The organism is Actinoplanes sp. NPDC048988 (genome assembly GCF_043197815.1).
Classification (GTDB): Bacteria; Actinomycetota; Actinomycetes; order Mycobacteriales; family Micromonosporaceae; genus Actinoplanes.
Map to the genome: position 1 here is coordinate 1,238,042 of NZ_JBICTW010000001.1, position 15,489 is coordinate 1,253,530.

The following is a 15,489-nucleotide window of genomic DNA, read 5'->3' on the forward strand; positions in this document are numbered from 1 at the left end:
TCTTTTGGGCTGTCACAATGTGCGGTCATGCAGGCGCGGTCCGCACTCTTCGACCTGTACGGCGACTACCTCCGTCCCCGAGGGGGCCGTGCGCCGGTCGCGGCCCTGGTCAAGCTGCTCGCGCCACTCGGCATCGCTCCTCCCGCTGTGCGCACCGCGGTGTCCCGCATGGTGCGCCAAGGCTGGTTGCACCCTATGCGATTGGTCTCAGGACCGGGATATCTCCTGACCCCGAAAGCCGCCCGGCGACTCGACGAGGCGGGGGCGCGAATCTACCGGACCGGGCGGGTGAGCTGGGACGGCAAATTCGACCTGATCCTGCTGCACGGCCCGCTGGCCAAGCGGGACGCCGCCCGGCTGGCCTACCTCGGCTACGGGTCGCTGGGCGAGCACGCGTGGGTCGCGCCCCGGGCCGTCGAGGAGGCGGACACGGTGCTGACCGACGCCGGGGTGCCGTACGAGCGGTTCAGCGCCGCCCACGCGGCCGGCTCCCCGGGCGCGGCCGAGGTCGTCGGCAAGGCGTGGGACCTGCCCGAGCTGGCCCGCTCCTACGAGGACTTCGTGTCCGACCTGCGACCGGTGGTGACCACGGTGAACGCCCGGAGCAGCGACGAGGAGGCGTACGCGGCCCGCTTCCGCCTGGTCCACTCGTGGCGCTCGTTCCTGTTCCGCGACCCTCAGCTGCCCACCTCCCTGCTGCCGGCACCCTGGCCGGGCACGAGCGCGGCCGGCTTCTTCGACCGGCACGCGGCCCGGCTGCGCCCCGCGGCCGACCGCTATGTGGAACGTTGCCTGCAGTCCGTGACTCGCTCCCGTGTGGGATTCTCAGACTCATGACAGACTCCCTGCTGGTCGACCGCAGCGACGCGGTGGTCACCCTCACGCTCAACCGGCCGTCGGCGATGAACGCCCTCGATGTGGACCTCAAGGAAGCGCTGCGGGACACGCTGGCCTCCCTGGAGTCGGACAAGTCCTGCCGGGCGATCGTGCTGGCCGGGGCCGGCACGGCCTTCTGCGTGGGCCAGGACCTGCGCGAGCACGCCGAGCAGCTGGAGTCGGGGCGCACCGACCTGGACACCGTCCGGGTGCACTACAACCCGATCGCGCAGCGGCTGGCCAGCATGCCCAAGCCGGTGGTGGCCGCGGTGCGGGGCATGGCCGCCGGCGCGGGCGCCTCGCTGGCCCTGCTGGCCGACTTCCGGATCGGCGGGCCGAAGACGGGCTTCCTGATGGCGTTCGCCAACGTGGGCCTGGCCGGCGACAGCGGGGTCTCGTGGTCGCTGCCGCGGATCGTGGGGCACGCGCGGGCGCTGGAGCTGCTGCTGCTGGCCGAGCCGGTACGGGCCGAGGCCGCGTACCAGATGGGCCTGCTCTCGCGTCTGACCGAGGACGACGAGCAGGTGCTGCCGGTCGCCCAGGAGCTGGCGGCGCGGCTCGCGGCCGGTCCGACGGTGGCCTACGGGGCGATCAAGCGCGAGCTCTCGATCGGCGACGCCGGCACGCTGTCGGACGCGCTGGCGGCCGAGGCGCAGGCCCAGGCCATCTGCGGGGCGACGGCCGACCACAAGAACGCGGTCAACGCCTTCGTAGCCAAGCAGAAGCCCGCCTTCGAAGGCCGCTGATATTACCCATTTGGGATCGTCACATTCATAGGTATCGATACGTAGGCTCCTCCTGACGCGTCCTACCGGGCGCGCGTACCCCGTGGGAGGACCGAATGGTCAAGTGGCGGATCTTCTTCGGCGCGGCGATGGCCGCGCTGACCATGGCGGCCGGCGGCGCGATCGCGTCCCCGGCCGCCGCGGCGTCGGCCGACCCGGCACCGTCCGTCGTCGGCGGCACGCGCGCCGCGCAGGGTGAGTTCCCGTTCATGGTGCGGCTGTCGATGGGCTGCGGCGGCGCCCTCTACAGCCCGACGCTGGTTCTCACCGCGGCCCACTGCGTGAGCCGCACCGGCACCAACACCTCGATCACGGCGACCGCCGGGGTGGTCGACCTGAACTCCACCAGCAAAATCACGCGCAAGTCGAACTACGTCTACCGCGCACCCGGATACACCGGCTCCGGCAAGGACTGGGCCCTGATCCGCCTGTCCAGCCCCATCACCGGCCTGGCCACCCTGCCCATCGCGACGACCACGGCGTACGACTCGGGCACCTTCACGATCGCCGGCTGGGGCGCGGCCAGCGAAGGCGGCTCGCAGCAGCGCTACATGCTGAAAGCCACGGTCCCGTTCGTCAGCGACACCACATGCAACTCCTCGTCCATGTACGGCGGCGAAATCATCGCCACCGACGAGATCTGCGCCGGCTACACCTCCGGCGGCGTCGACACCTGCCAGGGCGACTCGGGCGGCCCGATGTTCCGCCGCGACGCCAACAACGCCTGGATCCAGGTCGGCATCGTCAGCTGGGGCGACGGTTGCGCCCGCCCGAACAAGCCGGGCGTCTACACCCAGGTCAGCTACTTCGCGTCCGCGATCCGCTCCGCCGCCACCTCCCTGGGCGGCTGAGCCGAGGGCTTGCCCGACCCCGCGGTTCGACCGCGACCCAAATCGCGCTTCGCCCGTCGACAACGACCTCTGGGGGCGAAGTGCCCGCCGAGCGAAGCGAGGCCAGCCAGCGCTTCGCCCGTCGTTGTCGAGGGCGCCGAAAAGTACGAGGCGTAGCCGAGGTGCTTTTTGGTGTCCTCGACAACGACCTCTAGGGGCGAAGTGCCCGCCGAGCGAAGCGAGGCCAGCAGCTCAGTCTTCGTCTTCTTCTTCGGGGTCCTGGTTGGCCTCGGCGCCCAGGACGAAGGCCTGCATGGCCAGTTCGTCGCCGGAAGGCCAGACGTAGGTGGGGAGCTCGGCGGGGCCCAGCTCGAGGACGTGGGACCAGAACTGGCGTACGGCCTCGGCGGGGGTTGTCGCCTCGATGGGGAGCGCCACGCTGACCAGCCACGTGGGGCGGTGCGGGCCGGTGGGGTCGGCACCCAGGGCCGTCGCGAAGCGGCGGAACGTGTCCGGGTCGACCGGGGTGATCTCGCCGTCGGTCAGGGTGGGAGCGGGGAGCGGGTTGTCGAAGGAGCGGCGCAGGTAGGTCAGCACCAGCTCGTCGCCGTGGGGTTTGGCGGCTCGGGCCAGAGCCACCACGTTGCCGTCGGCGACCAGTAACACCTCGTCGTCCGCCGCCACCGCGGTCGCGCCCGCCGACACCGTGACGGTGTCGTGGTGGAACAAACGCTCGTCGGCCCACCTGTCCGCCGGAATGATCACCGCCCACTGACCCATGGGCTCCATCCCATCATGCGCGGGGGTGGGCGGTGAGCGGTGGGACCCAACAACCGGCCACGTGGTCGTCGACCATGCCTGTGGCCTGCATCAACGCGTACGCCGTGGTGGGGCCCACGAAGCGGAAGCCGCGCTTCTTGAGATCTTTGGCCATGGCCGTGGACGCCGGTGTGATGGCCGGGACGTCGGCCCGGGTCTTGGGGCGGGCCGGGCGCGGGTCGGGGGCGAACGACCAGAGCAGCTCCGTGAGCCCGTCCGGCAGGTCGGCGGCGGCGCGGGCGTTGGCGATGGCCGCCTCGATCTTCATGCGGTTGCGGACGATGCCGGTGTCGGTCATCAGGCGGGCCGCGTCGGCGTCGGAGAAGGCGGCCACCTTGTCGATGGAGAAACCGGCGAAGGCGGCCCGGAACGCCGGGCGCTTGCGCAGGATGGTGATCCAGGACAGGCCGGACTGGAACGCCTCCAGGCACAGCCGCTCGTAGAGCGCGTCGTCGCCGCGCACCGGCTTGCCCCACTCGTTGTCGTGGTAGGCCGCGTAGTCGGGGCTGGAACCGCCCCAGAAGCAACGGGCGCGCCCGTCCAGGCCGATCACGAGGCCGGGGTCATCTGTCATGGCGACCACCGTAGAACGGGCGTACGACAATAATTCCTCAGGGCAGTTTGCCCTGCTCCACGAGGCGGCCGAACTTTTTCAGGGCGCCGGTGAAGCTCAGCTTGGAGCCGGGCCAGAGCACCGGCCAGGCGATCTTGCCGACCGGGCCGGCCGGCAGGTGGAACCACTCGTGCAGGACCACCTGCGTACGGTTGCCGGACATCGCCGTGCAGCGCATCGCGCCGGGCCCGCGGAGGAAGCGGCCGCAGTGCACGACCTGTACCTCATAGGGAGGGTTGACCTTGACCACGCGCAGCTCGTCGCGGAGCGCGGCCGGGCCGATGGCGGTGATCGCCTCGACCAGGCTGCCCTCGCCGCCGTCGCCCTCGACCACGCGCACCTTGGTGAACGGGATCCACGCGGACTGTTTCTCCCAGCTCATGAACGCGGCGAAGACCTGCTGGGCGGGGGCGTTGACGATGACCGTGGCGGTGACCTCGCCGGTGCCGGGGGTGGCGGCGTCGCCGAGACCGGGCTCGGTCGCGCTCACTGCTTGGCCACCGGCTCGTCGGCGGGCACGGCGGTGATCTCGATGACCGGCGGGGCATCGAGTTCGGGCGCGGGGGCCGGTGCGGGAGCCGGCGTGGCGGCCGGAGCGGGCGTGACGGGGGCTATCGCCGCCTCGCGGGCGCGGCGGAGCACGTCGGCGTCGGCCACCCGGCCCTCGCGCAGGGCGGCCACCTCGGCCTCGAGCACGCCGATGAGCTCGCCTTTGTATCCGATGTCGTACGCCGCGCGCTGCAGCGCCTGGTCGACCTGGGCCATCCGGTAGCCGCGCCAGGCGGTGTCGAACTTCGTGTGCACCACGTCCTCCTCACCGAGCGGCCGGTCGCTGGGCAGCGGCACGGCCCGGCCGTCCGGCTCGACCGGCGTCAGCGCGCTGTCGTTGCCGCCGATCATCACGGTCACACCGAACACGATCGCAGCCACGACCAACGCCACGACGATGAAGAGGAAAAGCTGGCCCATGCGCAAGATGTTGGCACGGCGCGCGCAGCGTGGCGAGCCCGCCACCCCGACCGGTACGCGGGCGTGATCTCAGGTCCAGGTGAGGATCTTTTTACGCCAGGCGTAGAGGATGCCCAGGGCCAGCACCGCCACGAACACGCCCATCTCGGTCACCGTGGTCAGCCCGAAACCCGGCAGGTCGAACACGACCGCCCAGGGGAAGAGAAAAACAGCCTCCACGGCGAAAAGCACATAGAGGTACGCGTACACGTAGTACCGGATCTGCGCCTGCGCCCAGTCGCCGCCGACCGGGTCGATGCCGCTCTCGTACGAGACGTACTTGCCGGCCGGCTGGGCCGGGTCGGCCGGGCGCAACAGCCGGTTGGCCGCGAACGCGCCGACGAAGACCAGCACGCCGACGGCCGCCACCAGCCCGAGCGTGGCGTACGACCCGAGATACCCGTCCACAACCACGGAGCCTAGTCGAACCCCGTAAGTGGCACTCGCCCGCCGGATAGTGGACTCTGCTGGTTCACGCAAGCCTCACGTGGCTACTGTGGTCAACGGCTCACGCCCGGTGAGTAAGGAGCGCCGACGTAGTCTGGAAGTGACGAGTTCTGCGGGCCGGCTCATAGATGACCATCCCCGGCCGGCCGGCAACCTTTGGAGGTTGGGAACGTGTCCGCTGGAGCGAAACGGGTCGAGCAACTGGACCGGGTGGTCATCCGGTTCGCCGGCGACTCGGGCGACGGCATGCAGCTGACCGGTGACCGATTCACATCCGAGACGGCCCAGCTGGGCAACGACATATCGACGCTGCCCAACTTCCCGGCCGAGATCCGCGCCCCCGCAGGCACCTTGCCGGGCGTGTCGAGCTTCCAGGTGCACTTCGCCGACTACGACATCCTCACGCCCGGCGACGCGCCGAACGTGCTGGTCGCCATGAACCCGGCCGCCCTCAAGGCCAACCTGGCCGACCTGCCCGCCGGCGCCGACATCATCGTCAACACCGACGAGTTCACCAAGCGCAGCCTGGCCAAGGTCGGGTGGGCGACCAACCCGCTCGAGGACGGCTCGCTGCGCGAGTACGCGGTTCATCCGGTCGCCCTGACCTCGATGACAGTGGGCGCCCTGGCCGACCACGGCATCTCGAAGAAGGACGCCGAGCGGGCCAAGAACATGTTCGCGCTCGGCCTGCTGAGCTGGATGTACTCGCGGCCGCACCAGTCGACGATCCGGTTCCTGGAGCGTAAGTTCGCCAAACGGCCCGAGCTGGTCGCGGCCAACAAGGCCGCCTTCCAGGCCGGCTGGAACTTCGGTGAGACCACCGAGGACTTCGCGGTGCGCTACGAGGTCAAACCGGCCAAGATGCGCCCGGGCACCTACCGGAACATCACCGGCAACCAGGCGCTGGCCCTCGGTCTGGTGGCGGCGGCCGTACGCTCCAAGCTGCCGCTCTTCCTGGGCGCGTACCCGATCACCCCGGCCTCGGACATCCTGCACGAGCTGTCGAAACACAAGAAGTTCGGCATCACGACGATGCAGGCCGAGGACGAGATCGCGGCGATCGGGGCGGCGCTGGGCGCCTCGTACGGCGGCGCCCTGGGTGTGACGACCACGAGCGGCCCCGGTGTGGCCCTCAAGGGCGAGACGATCTCGCTGGCCATCGCGCTGGAGTTGCCGCTGGTCGTGGTCGACGTGCAGCGGGCCGGCCCGTCGACCGGCATGCCGACCAAGACGGAGCAGGCCGACCTCAACATGGCCCTGTTCGGCCGGCACGGCGAGGCGCCGCTCGCGGTGGTCGCGCCCAAGTCCCCGTCGGACTGCTTCCACGCGGCCATCGAGGCGGCCCGGATAGCGCTGACCTACCGCACGCCGGTCATCCTGCTCTCGGACAACTACGTGGCCAACGGCTCCGAGCCGTGGCTGCTGCCGTCGGCGAGCGAGCTGCCCGACCTGTCGGTGGAGTTCGCGACGGCTCCGAACGGCGAGGACGGGCGCTTCCTGCCGTACCTCAGAGATCCGCGGACGCTGGCCCGCCCGTGGGCGATCCCGGGCACGCCGGGGCTGGAGCACCGCATCGGCGGCCTGGAGAAGGCCGACAAGACCGGCGACATCTCGTACGACCCGGCCAACCACGAATTCATGGTGCGCACCCGGGCCGCGCGGATCGAGGCCATCGAGGTGCCCGACGTCGAGGTCGAGGACGCCGACGAGGCGGCGCGTGTGCTGGTGCTGGGCTGGGGTTCGACGTACGGCCCGATCGGCGCCGCCTGCCGTGCCCTGCGCCAGCGGGGGCTGCCGATCGCCCAGGCGCACCTGCGGCATCTGTCCCCGTTGCCGGCGAATCTCGGTGAGGTGCTGAAGGCGTACGACAAGGTCGTGGTCCCGGAGATGAACCTCGGGCAGCTGGCCCAGGTGATCCGGGCGCGGTACCTGGTCGATGTCCTGCCCTTCAACCAGGTCAACGGCCTGCCGTTCACGGCCGCGACGCTGGAGAACATGCTGGAGGACGTGGTCAAGAATGGTTGATCTGAAGCTCACGGCCAAGGACTTCAAATCCGATCAGGAGGTCCGCTGGTGCCCGGGCTGCGGTGACTACGCGATCCTGGCCGCCGTGCAGGGCTTCATGCCCGAGCTCGGCATCCCGCGGGAGAACATCGTCTTCGTCTCCGGCATCGGGTGCTCGTCGCGCTTCCCGTACTACATGAACACGTACGGCATGCACTCGATCCACGGCCGGGCGCCGGCGATCGCCACCGGCCTGTCAGCGTCGCGGCCCGACCTGTCGGTCTGGGTGGTCACCGGCGACGGCGACGCGCTGTCGATCGGCGGCAACCACCTGATCCACGCGCTGCGCCGCAACGTGAACCTGAAGATCCTGCTCTTCAACAACCGGATCTACGGGCTGACCAAGGGGCAGTACTCACCCACGTCCGAGCTCGGCAAGATCACCAAGTCGACGCCGGCCGGCTCGGCCGACTCGCCGTTCAACCCGCTGTCGCTGGCGCTGGGCGCCGAGGCGACCTTCGTGGCCCGCACGATCGACTCCGACCGCAAGCACCTCCAGTCGGTGCTGCGGGCGGCGGCCGACCACCAGGGCTCGGCGTTCGTCGAGATCTACCAGAACTGCAACATCTTCAACGACGGCGCGTTCGAACTGATCAAGGACGCGAGCAGCCGGGACGATCACCTGATCCGCCTCGAGCACGGGCAGCCGGTCACCTTCGGGGCCGACAACCAGTTCTCCGTGATCCATCCCGCGGGCGGCTTCGGGCTCAAGGTCCAGGAGGGCGGCGAGGCCATCGTCCACGACACCTCGGTGGACGACCCGGCGTACGCCTTCGCCCTGTCCCGCCTCTCCGGATCCGACCTGGGCACGACGCCGATCGGGGTGTTCCGCGACGTGCAGCGGCCCACCTACGACGAGCTGATCGCCAAGCAGCTGAACGACGCCCGCACCGACGGCAGCCCTGATCAGATGCTCGACGAGCTTTTGAACGCCGGCGACACCTGGACCATTCTCTAGACGGCTACATCGACGCTGGCTTCGTCGTCTCGTATGTAGACGAGCATGTCGCCGGTGTCGATGCTCAGCGACTGCTCACCGCCGAGCGGCAGCACCTTGCCGCGGCGGATCAGGGCGACCACGAGCGTGCGCAGCTCGCGCGGGTTCCGGCCGACCTCGGCCCGCTCGGCGCTGCGCATCGCCAGCGCCATGCCCTGGCCGGGGGTGAGCAGGTCCTCGACCACGTCGATGAGCGGCGGCGCGGTGGTGGTCAGGCCGAGCAGGCGGCCGGCGGTGGCCGACGAGACGATCACGTGGTGGGCGCCGCTCTGCTTGAGCAGCGCCGAGTTCTCCTGCTCACGGACGGCGGCGATGATCCGCACCTGTCCGGCGGTCAGCTGCCGTACGGTCAAGGTGATCAGAACCGACGCCTCGTCGCTGTCCGTGGCGATGATGACGGCCTTGCAGTTCTTGACGTCGGCCTCGAGCAGCACGGCCGAGCGGGTGGCGTTGCCCTCGATGGTGGCGAGCCCGTTCGCGGCGGCCTGGCGCACGCCGTCGGGCCGGTTCTCGACCACGACGATGCGCGACTTGTCGTAACCGGTCTCCACCAGGGCGGCGACGGCGGCCCGGCCCTTGGTGCCGTAGCCGCAGATGACGATGTGGTCCTTCAACTTTCGCCTCCACCGGCTGACGCGCAGGCTGTTGCGGTACTGATCGGTGAGCACCTCGAGGGTGGTGCCGACCAGGATGATCAGGAAGAGCACGCGAGCCGGGGTGATGATCAGGATGTTGACCAGGCGGGCGTGCGGGGTGACCGGCGTGATGTCGCCGTATCCGGTCGTCGAGAGCGACACGACCGCGTAGTAGAAACAGTCGAGGAGGGTCAGACCATCCTCGTTGACGTCCCGGTAACCGTTGCGACCGGCGTAGATGACCACGACGGTCGAGACGACGAGCGCCACCGCCAGCGCGAGCCGGACAGCGAGCGCACGAAGGGGCCCCTGCCGGACCCGAGGTAAATGGATCATGTGACTCCCCGCACGTCCCACACCATAGCGACCGATGCCCGGCAAAGTTCGATTCGGCAGGATCCGAAAATGCGCGGGCGCGTCGTTGTATCCACCGGCGCCGATCGAAAAGTCTGAGTCATGTTGCGACGCATAGTGGTAGTTCTCGCCTTCGTGGCCGCGGTGCTGATCCCCTCGCTGCCCGCCTCGGCCGCCGTCGACCGCCTCCCCGTCCTCGACTCCTGGACCCAGCCGACCGCGGCCAGCACCGCGGCCTGGAACGACGCCCGGCTCAACCGGGACAAGTGGGCGGCGTACGGCTTCGACTGGACCACCGACTACTGCTCGGCCAGCCCGGAGCGACCGCTCGGGTTCGACTTCACCAACGCGTGCGCGCACCACGACTTCGGCTACCGCAACTACCGGGACGAGGGCCTGTTCGACCAGAACAAGGCGCGCGTCGACGACACGTTCTACGCCGACATGCGGCGGGTGTGCGCCGAGTACCGCTCGGTGGCCCGCTCGGCCTGCCACAGCGTCGCGTGGATCTACTACCAGGCCGTGCACGTCTTCGGCTCGCTGGCCAAGGTTCGCGGCGCCGACCTCGACCGGGCGGCTCGCATCATGCGCTGACCTGGGCGAACCTTGCCGCGCCGTCCTCGAGATCCGGGTGGTCGACGGCCAGCGCCATGGCGACGATCCGGTCGAAACCCAGACCGACCCCTTCGGCGTACGCGGCGTCGAAGGCGGCATCCCCCAGGGCCGTCCGCAGCGACAACTGCCGCGCCGACCAGAACCGCCCGAACATCTCGGTGCGGCGGGCGCCCTTCGCGGCCTCGGCCCCGCCGAACAGCACAGCGGCCGACGTGGGGTCGCCGCCGAGCGAACAGCGCACGGCGATGGCGGCGACCGCGTCGGCCGCGGCGCCCCGGAATCCGTGCCGGAGCCGGGAGCGCAGCGCCACCACCAGGTGATCGTGCGCGGCGACCAGGTCACCGCGGCGCAGCGCGACCATGCCGAGCAGCCAGTCGACGGTGCGCCGGCCACGATCCTCGGGGCGGCCGGCCTCCCACTGGCGGGCACCGCCGAGCAGTTCGGCCGCCTCGTCAAGCGCGTCCCGGCGCCACAGCAGCTCGGCCAGGGCGACGACGGCGGGCATGGCGGCCTCGGCCACACCCAGCCGCTCGGCGGTCGCGATCACGGTGCGGCAGAGGAGTTCGGCGTCGTCGTACCGCCCGGCGTCGAGCAGTGTGGCCCGGTGGCCGGCCATCGCCCGTACGAGAAGAGCCGGATCGTCCCCCGCCAACTCCCCCGCCCGTTCGAGGAACCGGGTCCGTTCGGTCTTGTCGGCGGCCAGGCCGGCGTGGACCAGATAGGCGTCGGCCACGACGGCCGGCTCGACGTCGGCCCCGTCGAGCCGCCGGTAGAGCCGGAAGAGCAGGTCACGCCCCTCGCCGGCGCCGCCGTGCTCGCGCCACCACGGGTCGAGGGCGATGGCGAGCCGCAGCCCGGCCCGCACACTGCCGTGAGTGGCGGCCCAGCGCAGGGCGGCCTGCCATTCGGCGACGTAGGGTGCGAAGGCGGTCAGGCTCACCGTCCGCGGCTGCCCGTCGGTGTCCACGGCGACACTGTCCAGCGTGTGCAGCGACCAGGCGGCATGCCGGTCACGAGCTTCACGCTCGTCCCCGCCGGCCACGAGCCGCCGTGAGGCGAACGCCTTGACCTGCCGGGAGAGCCGATAGCGGGGACCGGGTACGACGTCGACAAGCGAGTTGTCGGCCAATTCCCCGAGCGCGCCGAGAGCATCGACGCCGCACCACTCCACGATCCCGAGATCGACCGAGTCGGCGAAGACGGCGAGCCGCCGCAAAAGCCCCCGCGCGCGCTCGCTGAGCCGCTGATAGGACCAGTCCAGGTTGGCCTCGAGGCTCGCGTGCCGGTGGCCGGCCGCGGTCACCGGGTCCAGCGCGGCCAGCGGGTCGTCGAGGCGGGACGCCAGCTGCGAGGCGGAGAGAAGCCGCAACCGGGCCGCCGCCAGCTCGACCATCAGCGGCGAGCCCTCCATCCGGGCCGCGACCTGCGCCAGATCGACGCCGTCCTCACCGAAGGCGGCCTGACCGCCGCGCGCGGCGGCGGTCCGCTCACTGAGCAACGCGAAGACATCAGCCGGCGACATGGGCGGAATCCGCCACACCACCTCACCGGGCACGCCGACCGGAGCCCGTCCGGTGACCAGCACGCCGACCCCGGGACAGCGGGCGAGCAGCCGCCGGATCAGAGGCGCGCACTGCGCAACCTCGCTGCCCTGCAGAATGAAAAGCATCCGCCGCTCGGCGCAATGCTCGAGCAGCGAGTCGAGAATCGGGCGCCCCGGCTCGCGGCGCACGCCGAGAACCGAGGCGAGCCCTTCGTCGGCGCCGAGAGCTTCGACGGTCCAGACCCCTTGCGGGTACGCGGTGAGAACCCGCTCCGCGACGGCAAGCGACAGCCGGGTCTTGCCGGCCCCACCGCCCCCCGTGATCGTGACAACCCGGTGGCGGGACACGAGATCGGCCACCTCGGCCACCTCGGCCCGCCGCCCGACGAAAGGGCTGAGCTCGGCGGGAAGATTGTGGACGGGCGCCTTCTGAGTGCGGGGCGGCGGGAAATCGCTGTCCAGCCCCGGGGCGAGCACCTGAAGAAGCCGCTCATGGTCGTCGAAGCCCCGCAGGCGATGCTCCCCCAAATCGAGCAGGCGCACCCCACACAGGTCATCCCCAAGCCGCCGCGTTCCCGCGCCGCTGATTTCCGCCCCGCATACTTTCGCCCCGCTTGTTTCCGCCCCGCTGCGGTGCGCCCCGCCTGCGTACTTCCCGTCTTCGTGTGCCCCGCCTGCGTACTTCCCGCCTTCAAGTGCCCCGCCTGCGTACTTCCCGCCTTCAAGTGCCCCGCCTGCGTACTTCCCGCCTTCGAGTGCCCCGCCTGCGTGTGCCCCACCTTCGTGCGGCCGGTTCCTGTGCGCCCCGCCTTCACCCGGCCCCGACCCGCGCGCCTCGCCATCACCCGGCCCGGACCCGCGCGCCTCGCCTTCACCCGGCCCGGATCCGCGCGCCTCGCCATCACCCGGCCGCCCGGACCCGCGCGCCTCGCCATCACCCGGCCCGGACCCGCGCGCCTTGCCTTTGCGGCTTTCTACTTCCGCCGCGGGGCGTGGGTGCGGGGAGGCGCCGACCAGAGTCGGCGCGGTATAGGCCTGCGTTACCGATATTTCGGATGTGAGCCGAACGGCGCGGGCCGTGGCGCCGGAGCAGAGGATCTGACCGCCGTGGGCCGCGGCGGAGACGCGGGCGGCACGATGCACTTCGACGCTGGCGTACTCACCGCCGCGCTCGCCACAGGTGGGCCGAGCCCAACCCGTGTGCATGCCCATCCGCACTCGCGGTGCGACTTCCGGGCTGAGCCAGTCGTGTGCGGACAGTCGCCGCTGCGCCTCCACACACGCCGCCACGGCCGCGACCGCATCCTGGAAAGCGATGAAAAAGGAGTCACCCTCAGTGAAAAGCTCAACACCACCGAAGTCACGCAGAGCAGCGCGCATCACTGAGCGGTGATCATTGAGAACCGCGCCGTAGTCGTCGCCGAGCATCCGGGCCAATCGTGTCGAGCCTTCGATATCGGTGAACACAAAGGTCACCAGCCCACTCGGCAGCTCGGTCCGTCCCGACACGGTGGAACCTCCGCCCCCTTCGGCAAGTCGCGATCTCATGCTGCCGTATCACAGCGTCACCGGCCATCGTAGAAACGGACGGTAACCATCCGCCCGCTGCGGCCGACCCCGGACGGAGGACACCCGTAGGGGTCATCGACGTTTCCACACGGCACTACGCGTGACGTAACGAAATGGATCGAGCCAAGACACGCCGCGATCGACCACTTCCGCCCGCCCGTTCGGCCGCCCTCGCGCGAGTAGCTTTGTGCGACCTCTCCAACACGCCCGCTTGACCGCCACCGACTCGCTCGGTCACGGCGTTTGCCCAGCTAACAGCTCTGGCGGCATCCCGTCACGCCATTTCCCGCCGCCCGCGGTCCATGGGCGTACACCGGAAAACCAAGGTCGTGGAATTGCCCACAATCAAGCGTCCGACCAGGCCAGACGCCCACCCCACCACGAGCTCAGACCCGGGGCGCTTCCCTCATGTCGGATTAATCCACCACTCGTACGTGACACCGCACGGGATGACGATCAAGGCGCGCCTTCGATCACTCTGTCGGCCGGAACGACGAGCCGTCTTTCGCGGCCGCCTCATGCGGTCAATCCGCCACTCAGCCACAGCGCGGCCGGACGGCCGGGGATGCCGCTCCCTATTCGCCGTCGCCGGCTGCACACTCATCTCGCAACCGAGCGCAGCGTGCAGTCGGCAGGCGCAGAGCCGGCCGACCGGCGTACGTCAAGCAACGCAGCATCGGCTGACTGGGGTTCCGGCAGGCGCACGGTTAGCAGACCTGACATTGAGCAACGCACTATCGGCCGACTCGAGATCGGACAGGCGCGGGGGCAGCCGCTTGGGGGTCGTCAGACCCTCGGTCAGCGGCCTGGAATCGAGCGACGCAGTATCGGCCGACCCAGGCTCCGCCGGCCCAGAGCCCGGCCAACCCAGGGCCCGGCCAACCCAGGCCCGGCCGATCGGAATCGGCGGGGCAGGGGCAGCCGACTTGGATTGGCTAACGCGGAGTCGAGCAGCGCCGGATCGGCCCGCGCGAGGTCGGCAAACGCAGGATCGGGCAGCGCGAGGCCGGACAGGGCCAGATCGGTCAGCACGAGACCGGGCAGGGCCGGATGGTCAGCACGAGACCGGGCAGGGCCGGATGGTCAGCGCGAGGCCGGGCAGCGCGAGGCGGGCAGCGCCGGATCGGCCAGCGCGAGGCGGGCAGCGCGGGGTCGGGCAGCGCGAGGCGGGCAGCGCCGGATCGGGCAGCGCAGGATCGGCCAGCGCGAGGTCGGGCGGATGGGGCTCGACGGCGCAGCTTGGTTGGCGCGCGGGCGGTCAGCAGCCGCAAGCGCCTCCGCAGCAACCGCCACCGCCGCCGGCGGAGGGGCCTGGGGTGGGGGCGCCGCCTGTACGGCCGGTGACGGCGACCGCTGACAGGAGCTTCACCGTGTCGGCATGGCCCTGGGGGCAGCTTGTGGGCTCGGAGGACTCGCGCATGGGGCGGTTGACCTCGAAGGTGTCGCCACAGGCGCGGCAGCGGAACTCGTAACGCGGCATGGAAGAAGAGTAGGGCCTCCGACTGACAAGAATTCACCCTGTGGACAGCCGGGTCTGGGTTATCCACAGGCTTCGAATCGGGTTCTCGCGGGCATGCTCCGGTTGGGTAGTGTCGTCCGCGTGGTGAAGCGGCAGAAGGACCAGGTGACCAAGCCCGAGCTGCGCGCCGCGGCGCCGCACCAGGGTGGGCCGCTGGCGAGTTCCGGCGCTGCCCCCGACGGGTCGACGACGTCGAGCGCCGCCACCACGCGGAGCGAACCCGACAACAAGGTGGAGCCCGCGGGTAAGGTCGGCCGCGACGCCTCGACACCCGTCGCGGCCGCTGAAACGTCCGCTCCTCAGACGGCCGGCGCGGCTTCGCCGGTCGGAGCGGGGCCATCGATCGGCGCCGCGCCGTCGATCACTGCGGACGGCTCCGCAACAGCCGAGTCAGCGCTGGCCGACCCCGCCGCCGGAACAAAGGCGGCAAAAGCGGCGACAGGTGTTGAACGGCCCTCTACCGCGACTTCGGATGAGGGCTCGCCCTCGACCGCGACCGAAAGCGCTAGCAAGAGCGGCAGCGACGGTAAGGCCGATGCCGCGGGCAAGAGCGACGCCGCGGGGAAGAGCGACGCCGCGGGCATAACGGCCGGCGAGGCGGCAGCTTCGGGCGCCGGGGTGCAAGAAAACCAGGACGCCAAGCCGCCCGAAGCGGCCAAGCCAGGCGCAGAAGCGAAGCCAGGCGATACAGCCAAGCCGGGCGATACAGCCAAGCCGGGCGACACAGCCAAGCCAGGCGACACAGCCAAGCCAGGCGACACAGCCAAGCCAGGCGACACAGCCAAGCCAGGCGACACAGCCAAGCCAGGCGACAC

At 70.5% G+C, this 15,489-nt stretch carries 14 protein-coding genes and 2 pseudogenes; 7 read left to right on the forward strand and 9 right to left on the reverse strand.

All coding sequences use genetic code 11. The features are described from left to right. The first annotated feature begins 27 nt into the window (after positions 1-27). The 3 genes from ACGFJ7_RS05565 (at position 28) to ACGFJ7_RS05575 (ending at position 2,512) form a co-directional block, all read left to right on the forward strand. Entirely contained in the window at positions 28-837 is an 810-nt protein-coding gene (locus ACGFJ7_RS05565) for a PaaX family transcriptional regulator C-terminal domain-containing protein (RefSeq protein ID WP_360246815.1), read from the forward strand. Beyond that, on the forward strand, positions 834-1,622 hold the full coding sequence (locus ACGFJ7_RS05570; protein ID WP_360246817.1) for an enoyl-CoA hydratase-related protein: 789 nt from the start codon (positions 834-836) through the stop codon (positions 1,620-1,622). Before ACGFJ7_RS05565 ends, ACGFJ7_RS05570 begins: the two co-directional genes overlap by 4 nt. Before the next feature lie 95 nt (positions 1,623-1,717). Continuing rightward, positions 1,718-2,512 carry a S1 family peptidase gene (locus tag ACGFJ7_RS05575; RefSeq protein WP_392641036.1) on the forward strand — a complete coding sequence of 265 codons (795 nt, stop codon included), beginning with the start codon at positions 1,718-1,720 and terminating at the stop codon, positions 2,510-2,512. 231 nt (positions 2,513-2,743) lie between these two features. On the opposite strand, the gene ACGFJ7_RS05580 is transcribed toward ACGFJ7_RS05575, so the two are convergent. The 5 genes from ACGFJ7_RS05580 to ndhC form a co-directional block, all read right to left on the reverse strand. Continuing rightward, the gene (locus tag ACGFJ7_RS05580; protein ID WP_392641038.1) at positions 2,744-3,271 is read right to left on the reverse strand and encodes a hypothetical protein; all 528 of its coding nucleotides are present in this window, start codon (positions 3,269-3,271) and stop codon (positions 2,744-2,746) included. A 13-nt stretch (positions 3,272-3,284) separates the two neighbouring features. Then, positions 3,285-3,884, reverse strand: a complete 600-nt coding sequence (locus ACGFJ7_RS05585; protein ID WP_360246823.1) for a DNA-3-methyladenine glycosylase I — start codon at positions 3,882-3,884, stop codon at positions 3,285-3,287. A gap of 37 nt (positions 3,885-3,921) precedes the next feature. Further along, complete coding sequence (locus ACGFJ7_RS05590) at positions 3,922-4,413, reverse strand: SRPBCC family protein (RefSeq protein WP_360246825.1); 492 nt, start codon at positions 4,411-4,413, stop codon at positions 3,922-3,924. Further along, entirely contained in the window at positions 4,410-4,892 is a 483-nt protein-coding gene (locus ACGFJ7_RS05595) for a DivIVA domain-containing protein (RefSeq protein WP_360246827.1), read from the reverse strand. Before ACGFJ7_RS05595 ends, ACGFJ7_RS05590 begins: the two co-directional genes overlap by 4 nt. Positions 4,893-4,961: 69 nt before the next feature. After that, positions 4,962-5,339, reverse strand: coding sequence for an NADH-quinone oxidoreductase subunit A (gene ndhC, locus ACGFJ7_RS05600; RefSeq protein WP_360246829.1), 378 nt, complete (start codon positions 5,337-5,339; stop codon positions 4,962-4,964). Positions 5,340-5,549: 210 nt separating this feature from the next. On the opposite strand from ndhC, the gene ACGFJ7_RS05605 reads away from it, so the two are divergent. Further along, positions 5,550-7,403, forward strand: a complete 1,854-nt coding sequence (locus tag ACGFJ7_RS05605; protein WP_360246831.1) for a 2-oxoacid:acceptor oxidoreductase subunit alpha — start codon at positions 5,550-5,552, stop codon at positions 7,401-7,403. Then, positions 7,396-8,400, forward strand: coding sequence for a 2-oxoacid:ferredoxin oxidoreductase subunit beta (locus ACGFJ7_RS05610; protein ID WP_360246833.1), 1,005 nt, complete (start codon positions 7,396-7,398; stop codon positions 8,398-8,400). The genes ACGFJ7_RS05605 and ACGFJ7_RS05610 overlap by 8 nt, the downstream gene beginning before the upstream one ends. Here ACGFJ7_RS05610 and ACGFJ7_RS05615 read toward each other — a convergent pair. Next, on the reverse strand, positions 8,397-9,410 hold the full coding sequence (locus ACGFJ7_RS05615; RefSeq protein WP_360246835.1) for a potassium channel family protein: 1,014 nt from the start codon (positions 9,408-9,410) through the stop codon (positions 8,397-8,399). The two genes, ACGFJ7_RS05610 and ACGFJ7_RS05615, sit on opposite strands and share 4 nt — an antisense overlap. A 120-nt stretch (positions 9,411-9,530) precedes the next feature. On the opposite strand from ACGFJ7_RS05615, the gene ACGFJ7_RS05620 reads away from it, so the two are divergent. After that, positions 9,531-10,022 carry a phospholipase gene (locus ACGFJ7_RS05620; protein WP_360246837.1) on the forward strand — a complete coding sequence of 164 codons (492 nt, stop codon included), beginning with the start codon at positions 9,531-9,533 and terminating at the stop codon, positions 10,020-10,022. Here ACGFJ7_RS05620 and ACGFJ7_RS05625 read toward each other — a convergent pair. From ACGFJ7_RS05625 to ACGFJ7_RS05635, 3 genes and pseudogenes are all read right to left on the reverse strand, one after another. Continuing rightward, positions 10,012-12,129, reverse strand: coding sequence for an adenylate/guanylate cyclase domain-containing protein (locus tag ACGFJ7_RS05625; RefSeq protein ID WP_360248231.1), 2,118 nt, complete (start codon positions 12,127-12,129; stop codon positions 10,012-10,014). The genes ACGFJ7_RS05620 and ACGFJ7_RS05625 overlap by 11 nt on opposite strands. 450 nt (positions 12,130-12,579) lie before the next feature. Then, positions 12,580-13,095 (reverse strand): annotated as a pseudogene (locus tag ACGFJ7_RS05630) (adenylate/guanylate cyclase domain-containing protein); the annotation flags it as partial. A 1,318-nt stretch (positions 13,096-14,413) separates the two neighbouring features. Next, positions 14,414-14,635: a zinc ribbon domain-containing protein gene (locus ACGFJ7_RS05635; protein WP_360246839.1), complete on the reverse strand. Its 222-nt coding sequence runs from the start codon at positions 14,633-14,635 to the stop codon at positions 14,414-14,416. A 120-nt stretch (positions 14,636-14,755) separates the two neighbouring features. Between ACGFJ7_RS05635 and ACGFJ7_RS05640 the strand changes: the two are divergent. Further along, positions 14,756-15,489 (forward strand): annotated as a pseudogene (locus ACGFJ7_RS05640) (hypothetical protein); the annotation flags it as partial.

Excerpts from the sequence above, each read along its gene's own strand:
- ACGFJ7_RS05575 (WP_392641036.1), top strand. The coding sequence starts at position 1,718 with ATGGTCAAGTGGCGGATCTTCTTCGGCGCGGCGATGGCCGCGCTGACC.
- ACGFJ7_RS05565 (WP_360246815.1), top strand. The coding sequence starts at position 28 with ATGCAGGCGCGGTCCGCACTCTTCGACCTGTACGGCGACTACCTCCGT.
- ACGFJ7_RS05610 (WP_360246833.1), top strand. The coding sequence starts at position 7,396 with ATGGTTGATCTGAAGCTCACGGCCAAGGACTTCAAATCCGATCAGGAG.
- ACGFJ7_RS05580 (WP_392641038.1), bottom strand. The coding sequence starts at position 3,271 with ATGGGTCAGTGGGCGGTGATCATTCCGGCGGACAGGTGGGCCGACGAG.
- ACGFJ7_RS05595 (WP_360246827.1), bottom strand. The coding sequence starts at position 4,892 with ATGGGCCAGCTTTTCCTCTTCATCGTCGTGGCGTTGGTCGTGGCTGCG.
- ACGFJ7_RS05615 (WP_360246835.1), bottom strand. The coding sequence starts at position 9,410 with ATGATCCATTTACCTCGGGTCCGGCAGGGGCCCCTTCGTGCGCTCGCT.
- ACGFJ7_RS05570 (WP_360246817.1), top strand. The coding sequence starts at position 834 with ATGACAGACTCCCTGCTGGTCGACCGCAGCGACGCGGTGGTCACCCTC.
- ACGFJ7_RS05635 (WP_360246839.1), bottom strand. The coding sequence starts at position 14,635 with ATGCCGCGTTACGAGTTCCGCTGCCGCGCCTGTGGCGACACCTTCGAG.
- ACGFJ7_RS05620 (WP_360246837.1), top strand. The coding sequence starts at position 9,531 with ATGTTGCGACGCATAGTGGTAGTTCTCGCCTTCGTGGCCGCGGTGCTG.
- ACGFJ7_RS05585 (WP_360246823.1), bottom strand. The coding sequence starts at position 3,884 with ATGACAGATGACCCCGGCCTCGTGATCGGCCTGGACGGGCGCGCCCGT.